This is a genomic window from Streptomyces sp. NPDC052109 (assembly GCF_040680195.1).
GTDB lineage: Bacteria > Actinomycetota > Actinomycetes > Streptomycetales > Streptomycetaceae > Streptomyces.
In genome coordinates this window covers 77750-91465 of the sequence record NZ_JBFAWF010000031.1, presented here as the reverse complement: position 1 = coordinate 91465, position 13716 = coordinate 77750, and the positions used below count along the sequence as shown (strand labels likewise).

Sequence of the window (13716 nt, the reverse complement as noted above, 5' to 3'; positions counted from 1 at the left end):
GGTCGTGGACGACCGCGACGCCCCATGCGACCGGGCCTTGATCCTCGACGACCGGGTCTTTCGTTCGCTCAATGCCCTCGGTTGGATCAGTTGGAAGGCGGCCGGCACACGCCACTGGCCCACTCGATACGCCGCCTACGTCAGCACCATGCACGGCTGGGCCTCGTCTCTGGGAGTCACGGCGGACTGGCTTGAGTGGCTTCTCTTCCATCTGAACGGTCGCGTAGACGAGCCCTGAGCTTGGGAAGCTCAGGTGATCTAGGGCTCGCTGCTGTGTTGACCTGCGACGGAGGTGCCCACGTCTGGCGGGCAGGGGTCATTGCTTCACCGGTGTTCCCCGTTGTTCCCCGTACGATCTGGCACGCGTATGGCACGACTCTTCGTCCCGCATTCGCGGTGAGGGCGGGGACTCGTGGGCCGGCTAGGCGGGTGCTGGGCATCGATGGTCGGTCCACTCGCTTGACTGGACGATGCACGAGACCGCGGGCAGCCGTGCATCGCCCCGACAGCGGTGGCGGTACTCCTCGTAAGCGTCGACAATCGGAGTTGTTGGCCGGGTGCCTGGTCGAACTTCGATTTCCGTGATCGAGGTTGGCCGTAGGGCAGTAGACATCGGGCAGGGGAGCGCTGGTTATGCCTGGGCTGTTCCTGCTGTTCCTCACCTCCGACAGGCCCGTTCCGCTGGTCTAGGCGGTTCGGCAGCGTCGGCCTCAGCCAGTTGGCGGCGCATGACTCGGCGCGAGTGATCATTCGCACCAGCATGCCAGGAGGATGATTCGTGGCACTCACCGAGACGGATCTGCTCAAGATGGGTGATGCGGGCCTGGTGGAGCTATTCCGCGCCAGTCCGCCCGGTGCCATTCCGAAGGGCCCGGCGGAGGGTACCGGCATCGTCCGTTGGGGAGGTAGCTGGGTGGCTCAGCCGCTCGCCTGGCTGGTACGCATGACCCTGTGGCGGGGAAAGGTTTTCGACCCCCAAGGATATTTGAGCAATCGGATGACCGCGTTCGATGTTCTCGCCATCGTGGCTCAGGTTTACACCGGGCCGAGCCTGTTGGACGAACAGGACTGCATCGTCATCGACTACTCCAAGATCTCACTGGTCGCACGTGGCGTTCGCGACGAGATACGCGAAGTCGAACCGGGGTTGTTTCTGGGCGTGGTGTGGCTGTTCGGGGCCCGCGTCGGCTGGTTCACGCTGAGGGTGCCGGAAAGCGGCGCTGGAGCCTTCGGGACGGAGGAAGCCGCAGCCGGGTGAACCGGCTGATCGGTCACACGCAGGGCAGTCAGCGCACTCCTCGTGGCGGCAGGGCAGTGCCTCCCTGTTTCTTCCCCTGTTCGATGACACAGAGCAAAGGGACGACTATGAGCAATTCGCGCATGCGCGCTGGTGGATTGCCTGCCTGTAAGGAGCGTCGCCGCGCCAGAAGGTGGACCGGCGTCGTGACGTTGACGTCGGCCACGGTCGCTGCGGCCTGCGCCGCCTTTGGCCTGCCGACATCAGCGCTCGGTGCTGCGTCAGCCTCGTTGCAGGGAACCGCCACCGGGGCGGGGAAGCCGCTCCAGGGGTCTCAAGTCGTACTCATGGCCGGGTCGCGCTCCGGAGTGAAGAGGCTGGGGCAGGCCACGACCGACGCGCACGGTTCCTTCCGGATCACGTACACCAAGCCTGCCGATGGCGCGGTGTACGTCGAGGCCTTGTCTGGGCAGGCGCACCGACTCCGGCTGCGCTCGGTCGTCGGGTTCGGCGGGGGCGGCGGGGTGCCCGAGCGAACCGTGAGCAAGGTGACGATCAACGAACTCACCACGGTCGCCGCGACGTACGCACTCGCCCAGTTCAGCGACCAACGCGGCATCTCCGGGCCCGGTCCGGGGCTGCAGAACGCCGCCGCAACCTCGTTCAACCTTGCCGATCCCGGGACCGGAAAGGCCGGAGGGCCCCTCACCAGCGACAACGCCAACAGCCAGACGCTCGCTACGCAGAACACGCTGGCCAACCTCGTCTCCCTCTGCGTCACGGACAACGTGCGATGCGACAAGTTGATCCAACTGGCGACGCCGCCCGGCAGAACCAGGCCGACCGACACCGTGCAGGCGATCCTCAGCCTGGTCCACAACCCGACCCAGTCGCCAGGCCGCTTGGAGGCTCTGGCGCGTGCCGCGAAGGTCTTCACACCGGCGCTCAGCGCCGCACCCTCGTCCTGGATCCTGGCTCTGCGCTACACCGCTTCGCAGCTCTACGCGGCCGGCCGCATCGCGTTCGACGCGAAGGGCAACGTATGGGCGACCAACAACTGGAACCCAGGAACCCGCGATCCCAACTACCATGTCACTGTGCTGGATCCGACCGGCCGACCGACCTTGGACAGTCCCATCAGCGGCGGCGGCATGAAGGCAGGTGCTTGGGGCCTCGCAATTGATCACGAGGGATCCGTGTGGGCTCCCAGCTACGGCGGCAACGCGATGTCGAAGTACTCGGCCTCTGGCAAACCGCTGTCACCCGAAGCCGGATGGAAGAACGGCGATTTCGTCAAACCACAGGGGGTCGCGGTCGACCAGCACGGCAACATATGGATCGCCAACTCCCACGGTCTAAAGGGCAAGCCCGGTGCAGGCAGCATCGTGGTCTACCCCCACGGCGACCCGAGCAAGGCCATCACCATCATCGAAAAGAGCCTCAACCACCCGTTCGCCGTCCAGATCGACGGCCAGGGACGGGCCTGGGTCACCAACAGCCACCTTTCTTTCGAAGAGATCAGGCAATCGGGGCGGCCCAGCAACGTCGGTGGCAGCGTCACCATCATCGGCCCCGACTTCAAGCCGATCACCTCAATCAACGACAAATCACTCCAAGCGCCCGTCGGGCTCGCTCTCGACTCCAAGGGCAACGCCTGGGTCGCCAACTTCTTCAGCAGCGCGGTCACCGAGATACGGCCAAACGGAACTGTCGCGGGCGTCCACCAATTGCCCAGGAGGGTGTTCCCCTGGTCGGTCGCCATCGATGGCCGGGACCGTGTATGGATCGCTGGTTTCGGCGACTCCTCCGTGTCACTCCTGTGCGGGGCGGACAGCGCAGCCTGCCCGCCCGGCGCTTCCGCCGGGACTGTCCTGTCCCCTGCACAGGGCTTCCAGAACAAAACGATCCAGCACCTCACGGCGGTGCAGATCGACTCCTCGGGCAACGCCTGGGTGGCCAACAACTGGTCCAAGATCGTCCCGCCCACCGGGGGCGTGGGTCTTGTGGAACTCATCGGCGCCGCCACCCCGGTCTGCACCCCCTTGACCCCGCTGCCGGTGCGTCCGTCGGCAACAGCCCCGAACCCATGCCCGAAGTAGGCTGTAGCGGGTCAGGCACAGCGGCGTTGATCTGGGCGGAAGCCCACGGAGCGTGGGGTGATTCGCTCAGGTCGGCGGAGCGGCTTTGGGGCGGCGCTGCTTTGGCGCGAGTGATCATGGCGCCGTAAGCTTGCGGCGCGTCGGGCAGTCTGTGGACCTGCCCGGTAAGGCGCGACGTTGGGGCCATGATCTTCGAGGCTCGCGCCAAAGTGGCTGCCTAAAATCGCGGAGCCGACCGCCCCAGCCACGACGTACCCCTTCTCTGACGTCAGACGGCTGATTGCTGCGCGCGCGGCGCGGGCGCCGGCCGGGCTGGAGCGGGACGGAGGCAGGAGCGCAGGCCCGGCCGGGGGCCGGGCCGCGCGCGGTGAGCGGTGCCGGTCTTCGCCCCGCCGAAGGGTGGCAAGCTCCGGGACGTACCGCTCCCCGGTCCAGTCGCTGACGCTCTCCGCGCCCACATGAAGCGATTCCCGCCGGTCGAGATCACCTTGCCGTGGAAGGTGGCGGACGGGCCTCCGGTGACCAAGCGGCTGATCTTCACCGGACCACGCGGCGGGCACGTCGGGCGGACGTCGCTCAACGAGGAGGTGTGGAAGCGGGCCCTCGCCTCGGCCGGCGTGATTCCCGAGCGGAAGCCGGGCGGGTCGTATGCCGAGTCACGCGAGAACGGCATGCACGCCCTCCGCCACTTCTACGCCTCGGTGCTCCTGGACGCCGGAGAGAACATCAAGGCCCTCGCCGAGTACCTCGGCCACTCGGATCCGGGGCTGACCCTCCGGGTGTACGCACACCTCATGCCGTCCAGCCAGGAGCGCACCCGAAAAGCCGTGGCTGCCGTCTTCGAGGGCGCATACGCTCCCGTCCGCTGAGGCAGGAGGGCGAGATGTCCGACGAAGAGTCCACCGAGTACTACACGCTGCTCTGCGACGACCCGTCCCACGAGGTGGTGCTCGTCGACTGCGGGCCCCGCGAGATGGATGTGATCCGAGCAGTGCGCAAGGTGACCGGGCAGAGCTTGTGGCACAGCAGGGTCCTGGCGCGCCAAGCGCCCGTCACCCTCCTTGGGGGTCTGTCTGCGTACAGGGCCCAGTCCGCTGTCGCTTCGCTCCAAAGCGCCGGAGCCAGAGCGGAGTGGAGACAGCAGCCGGAACCCGGAGACCGCACGGCCCCATCGTCCTGACGGCCCAGAGACGGCCCAGAGACAGCAACAAGCCCCCTACTCGCGGAGAAACCGCAGGCAGGGGGCTTGATCGTTCCGGGTTACTTCTTCTTGCCCTGGTTCTTGACCGCCTCGATCGCCGCCGCGGCCGCCTCCGGGTCGAGGTACGTGCCGCCGGGGGTGATCGGCTTGAAGTTCTCGTCGAGCTCGTAGTACAGCGGGATGCCCGTCGGGATGTTCAGGCCCGCGATGTCGGCGTCCGAGATGCCGTCCAGGTGCTTGACCAGGGCGCGCAGCGAGTTGCCGTGGGCCGCGACCAGGACCGTGCGGCCGGCCAGGAGGTCGGGGACGATGCCGTCGTACCAGTAGGGGAGCATCCGGACGACGACGTCCTTCAGGCACTCCGTGTTCGGGCGCAGCTCCGGCGGGATCGTCGCGTAGCGGGCGTCGTGCGCCTGGGAGAACTCGGAGTCCTCCGCGAGCGGGGGCGGCGGGGTGTCGTAGGAGCGGCGCCAGAGCATGAACTGCTCCTCGCCGAACTCGGCCAGCGTGGCCGCCTTGTCCTTGCCCTGCAGGGCGCCGTAGTGGCGCTCGTTCAGGCGCCAGCTGCGGTGGACCGGGATCCAGTGGCGGTCGGCGGCCTCGAGGGCCAGCTGGGCCGTGCGGATCGCGCGCTTCTGCAGGGACGTGTGGACCACGTCGGGGAGGAGGTCGGCGTCCTTCAGGAGCTCGCCACCGCGGACTGCCTCCTTCTCGCCCTTCTCGTTGAGGTTGACGTCCACCCAGCCGGTGAACAGGTTCTTCGCGTTCCACTCGCTCTCGCCGTGGCGGAGGAGGATCAGCTTGTACGGTGCGTCGGCCATGGGAAAGAGCGTAATCCACGGGTTCCGGCCGCCGCCCGGACCGGCCAGTGGGTGGACGGTTTACGGCGTCTGTTAAACGAGTGGCCACCGGCGGACCCCGTCTGTAAGTTGTGCTTGCCGGTTGTGCTTCTTACAGTGCCCCGCAGGGGGCGCGCTACGATCCATGGGGGGTCTTGTCATGTCCGCCGCCCGTCTCCGACGTGCCGCCCGGGAGAGCGTCTCCGGGCTACCCCGTGAGTTCTGGTGGCTGTGGACCAGCACCCTCGTCAACCGGCTCGGCGCCTTCGTGGCCACCTTCATGGCCCTCTACCTCACCCTCGACCGCGGCTACTCCGCCTCGTACGCCGGCCTCGTCGCCTCGCTGCACGGGCTGGGCGGGGTCGTCTCCTCGCTGGGGGCCGGGGTGATGGCCGACCGGCTCGGCAGGCGGCCGACTCTCCTCATCGCCCAGTCGGCCACCGCCGCCTCCGTCGCGCTGCTCGGCTTCATGACGGCGCCTGTCGCCATCGCCGCCGTCGCCTTCCTCGTCGGCATGGCCTCCAACGCCTCCCGGCCGGCCGTGCAGGCGATGATGGCCGACATCGTCCGGCCCGAGGACCGGGTGCGCGCGTTCTCGCTGAACTACTGGGCCATCAACCTCGGGTTCGCCGTCTCCTCCATGGCCGCCGGGTTCATCGCCGAGTTCAGCTACCTCGCCGGGTTCCTGATCGAGGCCGGGATGACCCTGGCCTGCGCGCTCGTCGTCTTCCTCAAGTTGCCCGAGTCCCGGCCCACGGCCCAGGTGAGGGAGAGGGACAGCGCCGTCAGCCTCGGCACGGTGCTGCGCGACGGGCGGTACATGGCCGTCGTCGGGCTGTCCTTCCTCGTCGCGCTGGTCTTCCAGCAGGGGTCCGTGGGGCTGCCGGTGGCCATGGGGCGGGCTGGGTTCTCGCCCGCCGACTACGGTCTCGCCATCGCCGTCAACGGCCTCCTGATCGTCGCCCTGCAGATCCCGGTCACCCGCTTCATCGAGCACCGCGACCCGCGCACCCTCCTGGTGGTCTCCTCGCTGCTCGCCGGCTACGGCTTCGGGCTCACCGCCTTCGCCGGGTCCGTCGGCGTCTTCGCGGTCACCGTGTGCGTGTGGACCCTCGCGGAGATCGTCAACGCACCGACCCAGACCGGGCTCGTCGTACGACTGTCCCCGGTGCACGGGCGCGGGCGCTACCAGGGCGTGTACACGCTGTCCTGGTCCGTCGCCGCGCTGGTCGCACCGCTGATGTCCGGTGCGGTGATCGACCGCTGGGGCGCGGAGTGGCTCTGGGGGATGTGTGCCGTGGTGGGGACGGTCGCGGGGCTGGGGTACGGGCTGCTCATGCGGGGGCTGCCGAAGGAGAGCCCGGCCGTCGCCGCCCCGAGGACGGACGCCGAGGCCGAGGTCAGTGCCGCCTGAGCGGGCCACCGACTGAGCGGGGCATCAACTGAGGACCCACCGCCCGACGGCCACCGGCCCAGGGCCCCGCTGCCCGACGGCCACCCTCTGAGAGAGCCACCGCACGAGAAGCCAACGGCTGAAGAAGCCAACGCCACAACGGGTCACCGACCCAGGGCCCCGCTGCCCGAGGTCCGCCGACTGAAGGAGCCAACGCCCGGTAGCCGACCGGCTGCAGGAACCACAGCCAAAGCTCGACGGACCGCAAAAGCCAACGCCCGAAAGCCCACCGGCCGCCGGAACCACAGCCAAAGCTCCACCGACTGCGAAAGCCCACACCCGAAGGTCAGCCGACAGCAGGCGTAGTCGAAGGGCCGCCGGCCGAGGGGCGGCGTCCCTGCGCAGGCCGGGCGGGCGGGAGAAAAGCCTGGACACACGGCCGATCCCCCACCGGTGGTCCGCCGTGGGAAGCGGAGCCGGCAGGGGATCGGAGCGGTGCTCAGAAGGAGAGGTTGACGCCGATCTGGTGCGGCTGGCTGAGGGCGCCCAGCAGCTCGCCCTGGACGGAGCCGAGCTGGGACAGCGCGTCGGCGCTGCCCAGGGTCGTGGAGTCGGCGGTGACGCTGGCCTCGGGCAGCAGACCGCCGGAGACGGTGTCGAGCTCGGCGTCGGCGATCTCGAGGGTCTGGACCTGGTGAGCGGAGTTCATGGGGAAACTGTCCTTCGCTTGGGTTGTCCTCAGGGGGGAGCGGCGCCGTTGGGGGACAGACGGCTAACCGCGGCCGCACGGGCACGCACCGGCCTTTTCAAGCCGCTTCGGCGCGATCCCGGCGGTGCGAGCGATCAAACCACGGAGCGCGCCGGGCAGCCAGTCAACCGCCGCGCATCTCCGGCCGGTTGCCCCGCCGGCCGACTCATCCGTGCGGGCTCGGTCACGCGTTGGGGGCAGAGTCTCCACATGCCGCGCCGCACAGGCAGGCCACAGCTCTTGCCACCGCCGCGCCGACCAGGACAACTCCGCACCAACGGAACCCTGTCGAACCACGGTTGCGAACGCGCTGTGCAGATTCCGTCGACGAACGCGTCCGGGCCCGTCGCCCGCGTCGTCCCGCGGGCGTCCACGCGCTCGACCGGGCCGCCCCCGCCCGCCGAAGCGACCGCCACTCTGCGGTGACGCACGCCGTACCCGGCCGTCCCCCGCGCTCGCGGCGCTCTCCGGGTTCCGCAACGCCGGAGCGGCGCCCCCCCGCCCATAGTCGGTGACTCACGTCACACCCAGCCCCGTCACATCCCCCCGGCCCGATCCGTCAGGGAGGTGTAGCCATCGGCAACCACACGGGAGCACACCATGGACGCTCGTCTGAACCTCTTCGCCAACCCTGTCGCCGGGAAGTTCCTCAAGTACGTCAACTCGGCGGGGAAGGCGGTGTCGGACTCCGGCCTGCCGGCCGCCACACAGGAGCTGGTGAAGATCCGGGCCAGCCAGATCAACGGCTGCGGGTTCTGCACCGACATGCACACCAAGGACGCGGCCGCCGCCGGGGAGACCGCACAGCGGCTGAACATGATCGCGGCCTGGAGGGAGGCCAAGGTCTTCACCGAGGCCGAGCGGGCCGCGCTGGAGCTGACGGAGCAGGGAACCCGCATCGCCGACGCGGCCGGGGGCGTCCCGGACGCGGTCTGGGCGAACGCCGCCAAGCACTACGACGAGGACCAGCTCGCCGCTCTCGTCTCGCTGATCGCCCTGATCAACGCGTACAACCGCGTCAACGTCATCGTCCAGCAGCCCGCCGGCGACTACCAGCCGGGCATGTTCGCCTGACCGCGGCCGGGGGCCTCAGGGGTGCATCCGGGCGCCCTTCAGAACCTTGTCCACCCCGTTGCGCGGTCCGTACACCGCCAGCCCCACCAGGTCCAGCTCCGCCGTCGGCACCGCCCGCACCGCCGCGCGGTTGTCGCGGTCGTTGCCCGTCGCGAACAGGTCCGAGGTGAAGACGGCACGGGGCAGGGCGCGGCTCAGCGCCCTGCCGTGCGCCGCCTTCAGGGTCTCCTTCGCCCCCTCGAAGACCAGCACCGGCTGGCGGAACATGGGGAGGTGGCCGACGCCGTCCGCGTCCTCGTACGGCTCGCCGATCACCTCGGGGACCTGGCTGCCGAAACCGCTGACCAGGAACGCGGTGACGTTGAGCCGCTGCCAGGGCTCCAGGTCCTCCCGCAGCAGCACGGCGATCTTGGTGTCGAAGCGGACGGGCTCGGTGGGGATCGGTTCGGTGTTCATGGGGTGAGACTGCCGGGCGGCCGGGCAGCGGGTCTTGTACGTTCTTTGCGTGGCCGCCGACCAGCCGGAAGTCTCCGCTTGGCGCCCGCGCGTACCGGGCGTCGTGGAGGTCTTCCACGCCCACTTCACCGAGTACGCCTACCCGATGCACGTCCACGACGCCTGGACGCTGCTCATCGTGGACGACGGGGCCGTACGGTACGACCTCGACCGGCACGAGCACGGCACCCCGCACGACACCGTCACGCTGCTGCCGCCGCACGTGCCGCACAACGGCTCGCCGGCCACCCCGGACGGCTTCCGCAAGCGGGTCGTCTACCTCGACAGCAGCCGTCTCGGCGACGATCTCATCGGCCGCGCCGTCGACACGCCCGACCTGCGGGATCCGGTGCTGCGGCGGCGCGTCGGGCAGTTGCACTCCGCCCTCGCCCAGCCGGGCGACGAACTGGAGGCCGAGAGCAGGCTGACGCTCGTCGGGGAGCGGTTGCGGGACCACCTGCGGGGGACGGCCGGCCCGGCGCACCGCCCGGATCCCGTTCTCGCCCGTTTGCTGCGCGAGCTGCTCGACGCCCGGATGGTCGACGGCCTGCCGCTGGAGGAGGCCGCGCGGCTGCTGCACGCCCATCCCGCACACCTGGTACGGGCGTTCAGTGGCGCGTACGGCATCGCCCCGCACCAGTACCTGATGTCCGGCGGGTCGGGCGGGCGCGGCGACTGCTGCTGGACGGCCTGGCGCCGGGCGAGGTGGCCCCGGCCACCGGCTTCTACGACCAGGCCCATCTCACCCGGCACTTCAAGAAGCTGGTGGGGGTGACACCGGGGCGCTATCGCGGCAGCTCGCGCTGAGCCTCGTACAGGTTGCGCGGGCGTACGGCGTCCGTGGTGCCGTACAGCTCCAGGCGGGAGTGCAGGTCGCCGGTGAAGTCGGGGACGTCGATCTGGTCGAACTCGGTCACCGTGTCGAGGCCGACGGTGGCCGAGTACGGGGCCAGGCCGTCGATCTTCACCAGGCCCGCGCGGCCGTTGGTGACTCTGACGTTCCAGTGGGTGAAGCGGGCGCCGAAGAGGGGGCCCGCGTTGGCGTCCCCGCCGTGCCGGCCGTTGTTGTTCACGGTGATGTCCGTGCGGACGTTGGCGAAGGGCAGGCCGCGGTGGCTGTCGAAGGTGCCCATCCGCATATCGCCGCGCGACCAGACGTTGTGCGAGGACAGGCCCTCGACGTTGATGCCGTGCAGCTGTGTGTTCGGCGGGGCCGGTACCGTGCGCTGCTCGATCGTGAAGTCCTCGATCAGGTTGTCGTGGGAGCCCTCGCGGCAGAAGTACGGGTGGTGCGAGCCACGGCCGGCCACGCGCGTGCGGCGCAGGGTGCAGGCGGAGGCGGCGACCAGGCCGAAGCCGTTGTCGACGTTGCGCACCGTGACGTCGTCCACCCAGCAGTCGTAGGCGCACTGCAGGACCACGCCGTTGTAGCCCTTGTCGAGGAGGTGCGGGGACTGCGGGGTCTCCGTCACGTCCAGCGTGATGCCCTCGACTCCCGAGTCCGTCAACTCCGGTACGTGCGTGGTGAGTCGCGGAGTCCACTCCGGGCGGATATCGAGCGGGAGGGGGCGTTCGAGGGTGATCCGGCGGCCCCGGACACGGGTGATGCGGACCGGCCACTCGTAGGGGACGTACGACAGCAGCTTGGTCTTGTCGTCCCAGTAGTACGACGCCGGGCCCGGGCCGCCGCCCGACATGTGCTGCAGAAGGGTGTGGGCGGGGTCGTCGGAGAGGCGGAGGAGGACGAGTCGGCCGGGGTGCAGGGCGGAGGCGTCGGCGACGGTGATCGTCCAGGAGCCCTGCCGGGCGGGTTCCACCGCCGTCAGCGGCGCCCACTCGTCCCGCTTGTTGCCGGTCCAGCCCTCGAAGGGCCAGGCGCGGGATCTGATGGCGGCGACGAGGGAGTCCCAACGGGCTCTCGGAGCCAGCCAGATGAGGCCGCCCGCCCAGGACCAGGCCGACTTGTCGCCGCCGTAGCGGGAGCCGTAGACGCCGATCAGCTCGGTGAGACTCTTCGTCGCGTACAGGGTCGTACGGCCGCTGCCGGCGCCTCGCAGCACGACGCCCGAGTCGCCGATGCGGATCAGGCCGTCGATGCGGAAGGTGCCGGGCGGGATGGTGACCGTGCCACCGCCGGCCCGTCCGGCGGCGGCGATGGCACGGTTGATCGCGGGGGCGCAGTCGGTGGTCCCGTCGGGCACGGCGCCGTAGTCGGTGACGTCGGCGACGACCCGGGGGCGGGGGAAGCGGGGGGCTCCGCCGTGCCGGCCGGCGCGGCCGACGTAGGGAATCTGGGGATGGGTGAAGGGGGAGCGGACGAACTCCCCCCAGATGGCCGGGACTTGTCCGGCCTGCGGGACTTCTCCGGACGACGGCACTTCCCCGGCCCGCGGGAATCCGGCCTGCTCTGCCGCCGCCGCCCGGACCGTCGTCGCACCGAGCGCCACCGCCGTGGCACCGGCCAGCAGGGTCCGTCTCGTGAGATGCGTGCTGCTCATGCCCATCCGCCCCTTCATATTCATGCATATGAACGACGTTCAGGATCGCGTCGGCGGTGAGCATGCCACTGCCCTGGCAGCAGAGGGAAGGGGCCGTACCGAAAGTCGGGTAAGTCAGTCGGCGGGACGCTCGATCAGGTGTCTGAACGCATCCAGGTTGCGCGTGGACTCGCCGCGGGACACCCGCCAGGCGTACTCCTTGCGGATCGAGGAGGCGAAGCCCAGCTCCAGAAGGGTGTTGAACGCGCCGTCGGCCGCTTCCAGGACCTGGCCGAGGAGGCGGTCGATCTCGTCGGGGGTGACGGAGGCGAGGGGCAGCCGGCCGGTGACGTAGACGTCGCCGAGGCGGTCGACGGCGTAACTCACGCCGTAGAGCTTGAGGTTGCGCTCCAGCAGCCAGCGGTGGACTCCGGCCTCGTTCTCGTCGGGGTGCCGGACGACGAACGCGTTCAGCGACAGCGAGTGGCGGCCGACGAGGAAGGAGACCGTCGTGGACAGCTTGCGCGTGCCGGGGAGCTTGACCACGTAGTTCCCGGGCTCGGGGCTCTCCCACTCCAGTTCGGCGTCCTTGAGGACACCTTCCAGGACCTGGCCGGCCTTCTCGACGTCACCCATGAAGGGAGCGTACGCGACGGCGGTGCTCCTGGGTCGCGGCCGTGTAGACGTCGGCGGTCTCGGTGGCCGCCCGGTCCCAGCCGAAGGACTGCGCGTGGCGGGCGGCGGCCCGGCCCATGGCGGCGGCGAGGGACGGCTCGTCGGCGAAACGGCGCAGCACGCGCGCGTAGTCGGCGGGACGGTGACCGTGCACGAGGAAACCGGTCTCGCCGTCGCGCACGGCCACCGGCAGCCCGCCGACCGAGGCCGCGAGCACCGGCGTGCCGGCCGCCTGTGCCTCGATCGCGACCAGGCCGAAGGACTCGCTGTAGGACGGCATGACCAGCACGGACGCGGCCCGGAACCAGTCCGCGAGCTGCTCCTGCCCGACCGGCGGGCGGAAGCGTACGACGTCGGCGATGCCGAGCCGGGCGGCAAGCTTCTGCAGCCCCTCCGGCTTGGCGAGCCCGCTGCCGCTCGGGCCGCCGACGATCGGGACGAGGATGCGCGAGCGGAGCTCCGGGTGCTCGTCCAGCAGCACGCCCACCGCGCGCAGGAGCACGTCCGGGGCCTTCAGGGGCTGTATGCGGCCCGCGAAGAGCGGGATCAGGGCGTCCTGCGGGAGACCGAGGCGGGCACGGGCGGCGGCGCGGCCGTCGGCGGGGCGGAAGCGGTCGAGGTTCACACCCGGGTGGACCACGGCGATCTTCGCGGGGTCCGCGGCGTAGTGCCGTACCAGCTCGTCGGCCTCCTCCGCCGTGTTGGCGATGAGCCGGTCGGCGGCGCCGACGATCTGGGTCTCGCCGATGACCCGGGCGACGGGCTCGGGGGTGTCGCCGTCGGCCAGGTTGGCGTTCTTGACCTTGGCCATGGTGTGCATGGCGTGCACCAAGGGCACGCCCCAGCGCTGGGCGGCGAGCCAGCCGACGTGGCCGGAGAGCCAGTAGTGGGAGTGGACGAGGTCGTAGTAGCCGGGGCGGTGACCGGCCCAGGCCTGCATCACGCCGTGCGTGAAGGCGCACAGCTGGGCGGGGAGGTCCTCCTTGGCGAGGCCCTCGTAGGGGCCGGCGTCGACGTGCCGGACGAGCACACCGGGGGCCACGTCGACGGCCGGAGGCAGTCCGCCGGCCGTGGAGCGCGTGAAGATCTCCACCTCGATGCCCTGAGCGGCGAGCCGCTGGGCCAGCTCCACGATGTAGACGTTCATGCCGCCGGCGTCACCGGTGCCGGGCTGGTGGAGCGGGGAGGTGTGCACGGAGAGCATGGCGACCCGGCGGGGTCTGCGGTGCAGCCGGAGCCGGGACGCGGCCGACGGGGAGCGTCGCCCGAGCCTGCTGACGTACTGGCTCACCTGGCCGTCCTCCTTGCTGCGGGCATGCCGGACGGAGGGCCTGGCTCGCCCTCCGAGGTGGTCCAACAGCGGACAGGTGCCCTGCCATTTCCGGATCAAGCGGCTTTACCCAATCATGACCTCGAATCGCTCAACCGTTCGGGGGCGGGTGCTGTCGCCGGACGGTCGCGCGCCACGCGGGTGCGAC

Annotated in this window: 11 protein-coding genes and 3 pseudogenes; 8 read left to right on the top strand and 6 right to left on the bottom strand. The window is 70.0% G+C overall.

All coding sequences use genetic code 11. From position 1 onward, the window contains the following. The 5 genes and pseudogenes from AB0L59_RS38385 to AB0L59_RS38365 all read left to right on the top strand — a co-directional run. Positions 1-238: pseudogene (locus tag AB0L59_RS38385) on the top strand (hypothetical protein); the annotation flags it as partial. Between the two features lie 540 nt (positions 239-778). Then, on the top strand, positions 779-1258 hold the full coding sequence (locus AB0L59_RS38380) for a hypothetical protein (RefSeq protein ID WP_365591689.1): 480 nt from the start codon (positions 779-781) through the stop codon (positions 1256-1258). A gap of 185 nt (positions 1259-1443) precedes the next feature. After that, on the top strand, positions 1444-3336 hold the full coding sequence (locus AB0L59_RS38375; protein WP_365591686.1) for an NHL repeat-containing protein: 1893 nt from the start codon (positions 1444-1446) through the stop codon (positions 3334-3336). Positions 3337-3713: 377 nt separating this feature from the next. Further along, positions 3714-4205: pseudogene (locus tag AB0L59_RS38370) on the top strand (tyrosine-type recombinase/integrase); the annotation flags it as partial. A gap of 14 nt (positions 4206-4219) precedes the next feature. Next, positions 4220-4516, top strand: coding sequence for a ribosomal protein L7/L12 (locus tag AB0L59_RS38365; RefSeq protein ID WP_365591683.1), 297 nt, complete (start codon positions 4220-4222; stop codon positions 4514-4516). An 80-nt stretch (positions 4517-4596) separates the two neighbouring features. Here AB0L59_RS38365 and AB0L59_RS38360 read toward each other — a convergent pair whose 3' ends face one another. Then, positions 4597-5358, bottom strand: coding sequence for a phosphoglyceromutase (locus tag AB0L59_RS38360; protein WP_365591680.1), 762 nt, complete (start codon positions 5356-5358; stop codon positions 4597-4599). 178 nt (positions 5359-5536) lie between these two features. Here AB0L59_RS38360 and AB0L59_RS38355 point away from each other — a divergent pair, with 178 nt between their 5' ends. Next, positions 5537-6790: an MFS transporter gene (locus AB0L59_RS38355; RefSeq protein ID WP_365591678.1), complete on the top strand. Its 1254-nt coding sequence runs from the start codon at positions 5537-5539 to the stop codon at positions 6788-6790. Between the two features lie 478 nt (positions 6791-7268). Here AB0L59_RS38355 and AB0L59_RS38350 read toward each other — a convergent pair whose 3' ends face one another. Then, positions 7269-7478, bottom strand: coding sequence for a hypothetical protein (locus AB0L59_RS38350; RefSeq protein WP_365591675.1), 210 nt, complete (start codon positions 7476-7478; stop codon positions 7269-7271). 639 nt (positions 7479-8117) lie between these two features. Between AB0L59_RS38350 and AB0L59_RS38345 the strand changes: the two genes are divergently transcribed. After that, positions 8118-8591 (top strand): carboxymuconolactone decarboxylase family protein, encoded by a 474-nt coding sequence (locus AB0L59_RS38345; protein WP_365591672.1) that lies wholly within the window; start codon positions 8118-8120, stop codon positions 8589-8591. Between the two features lie 15 nt (positions 8592-8606). Here the strand turns inward: AB0L59_RS38345 and AB0L59_RS38340 are convergent, their stop codons facing one another. Next, entirely contained in the window at positions 8607-9047 is a 441-nt protein-coding gene (locus AB0L59_RS38340; protein ID WP_365591669.1) for a DUF2000 domain-containing protein, read from the bottom strand. A 49-nt stretch (positions 9048-9096) separates the two neighbouring features. Between AB0L59_RS38340 and AB0L59_RS38335 the strand changes: the two are divergent. Beyond that, positions 9097-9893, top strand: a pseudogene (locus AB0L59_RS38335) (AraC family transcriptional regulator). Here the strand turns inward: AB0L59_RS38335 and AB0L59_RS38330 are convergent. From AB0L59_RS38330 to mshA, 3 genes are all read right to left on the bottom strand, one after another. Continuing rightward, the gene (locus tag AB0L59_RS38330) at positions 9872-11590 is read right to left on the bottom strand and encodes a glycosyl hydrolase family 28-related protein (RefSeq protein WP_365591667.1); all 1719 of its coding nucleotides are present in this window, start codon (positions 11588-11590) and stop codon (positions 9872-9874) included. The pseudogene AB0L59_RS38335 and the gene AB0L59_RS38330 overlap by 22 nt on opposite strands. A gap of 108 nt (positions 11591-11698) precedes the next feature. Next, positions 11699-12199 (bottom strand): YbjN domain-containing protein, encoded by a 501-nt coding sequence (locus tag AB0L59_RS38325; protein WP_365591664.1) that lies wholly within the window; start codon positions 12197-12199, stop codon positions 11699-11701. After that, positions 12192-13529, bottom strand: a complete 1338-nt coding sequence (gene mshA / locus AB0L59_RS38320; RefSeq protein ID WP_365591661.1) for a D-inositol-3-phosphate glycosyltransferase — start codon at positions 13527-13529, stop codon at positions 12192-12194. Before mshA ends, AB0L59_RS38325 begins: the two co-directional genes overlap by 8 nt. Positions 13530-13716 lie beyond the last annotated feature (187 nt).

Coding starts and splice junctions, on each gene's coding strand:
- AB0L59_RS38360 (WP_365591680.1), bottom strand. CDS start 5,358: ATGGCCGACGCACCGTACAAGCTGATCCTCCTCCGCCACGGCGAGAGC.
- AB0L59_RS38365 (WP_365591683.1), top strand. CDS start 4,220: ATGTCCGACGAAGAGTCCACCGAGTACTACACGCTGCTCTGCGACGAC.
- AB0L59_RS38325 (WP_365591664.1), bottom strand. CDS start 12,199: ATGGGTGACGTCGAGAAGGCCGGCCAGGTCCTGGAAGGTGTCCTCAAG.
- AB0L59_RS38330 (WP_365591667.1), bottom strand. CDS start 11,590: ATGGGCATGAGCAGCACGCATCTCACGAGACGGACCCTGCTGGCCGGT.
- AB0L59_RS38355 (WP_365591678.1), top strand. CDS start 5,537: ATGTCCGCCGCCCGTCTCCGACGTGCCGCCCGGGAGAGCGTCTCCGGG.
- AB0L59_RS38350 (WP_365591675.1), bottom strand. CDS start 7,478: ATGAACTCCGCTCACCAGGTCCAGACCCTCGAGATCGCCGACGCCGAG.
- AB0L59_RS38345 (WP_365591672.1), top strand. CDS start 8,118: ATGGACGCTCGTCTGAACCTCTTCGCCAACCCTGTCGCCGGGAAGTTC.
- AB0L59_RS38340 (WP_365591669.1), bottom strand. CDS start 9,047: ATGAACACCGAACCGATCCCCACCGAGCCCGTCCGCTTCGACACCAAG.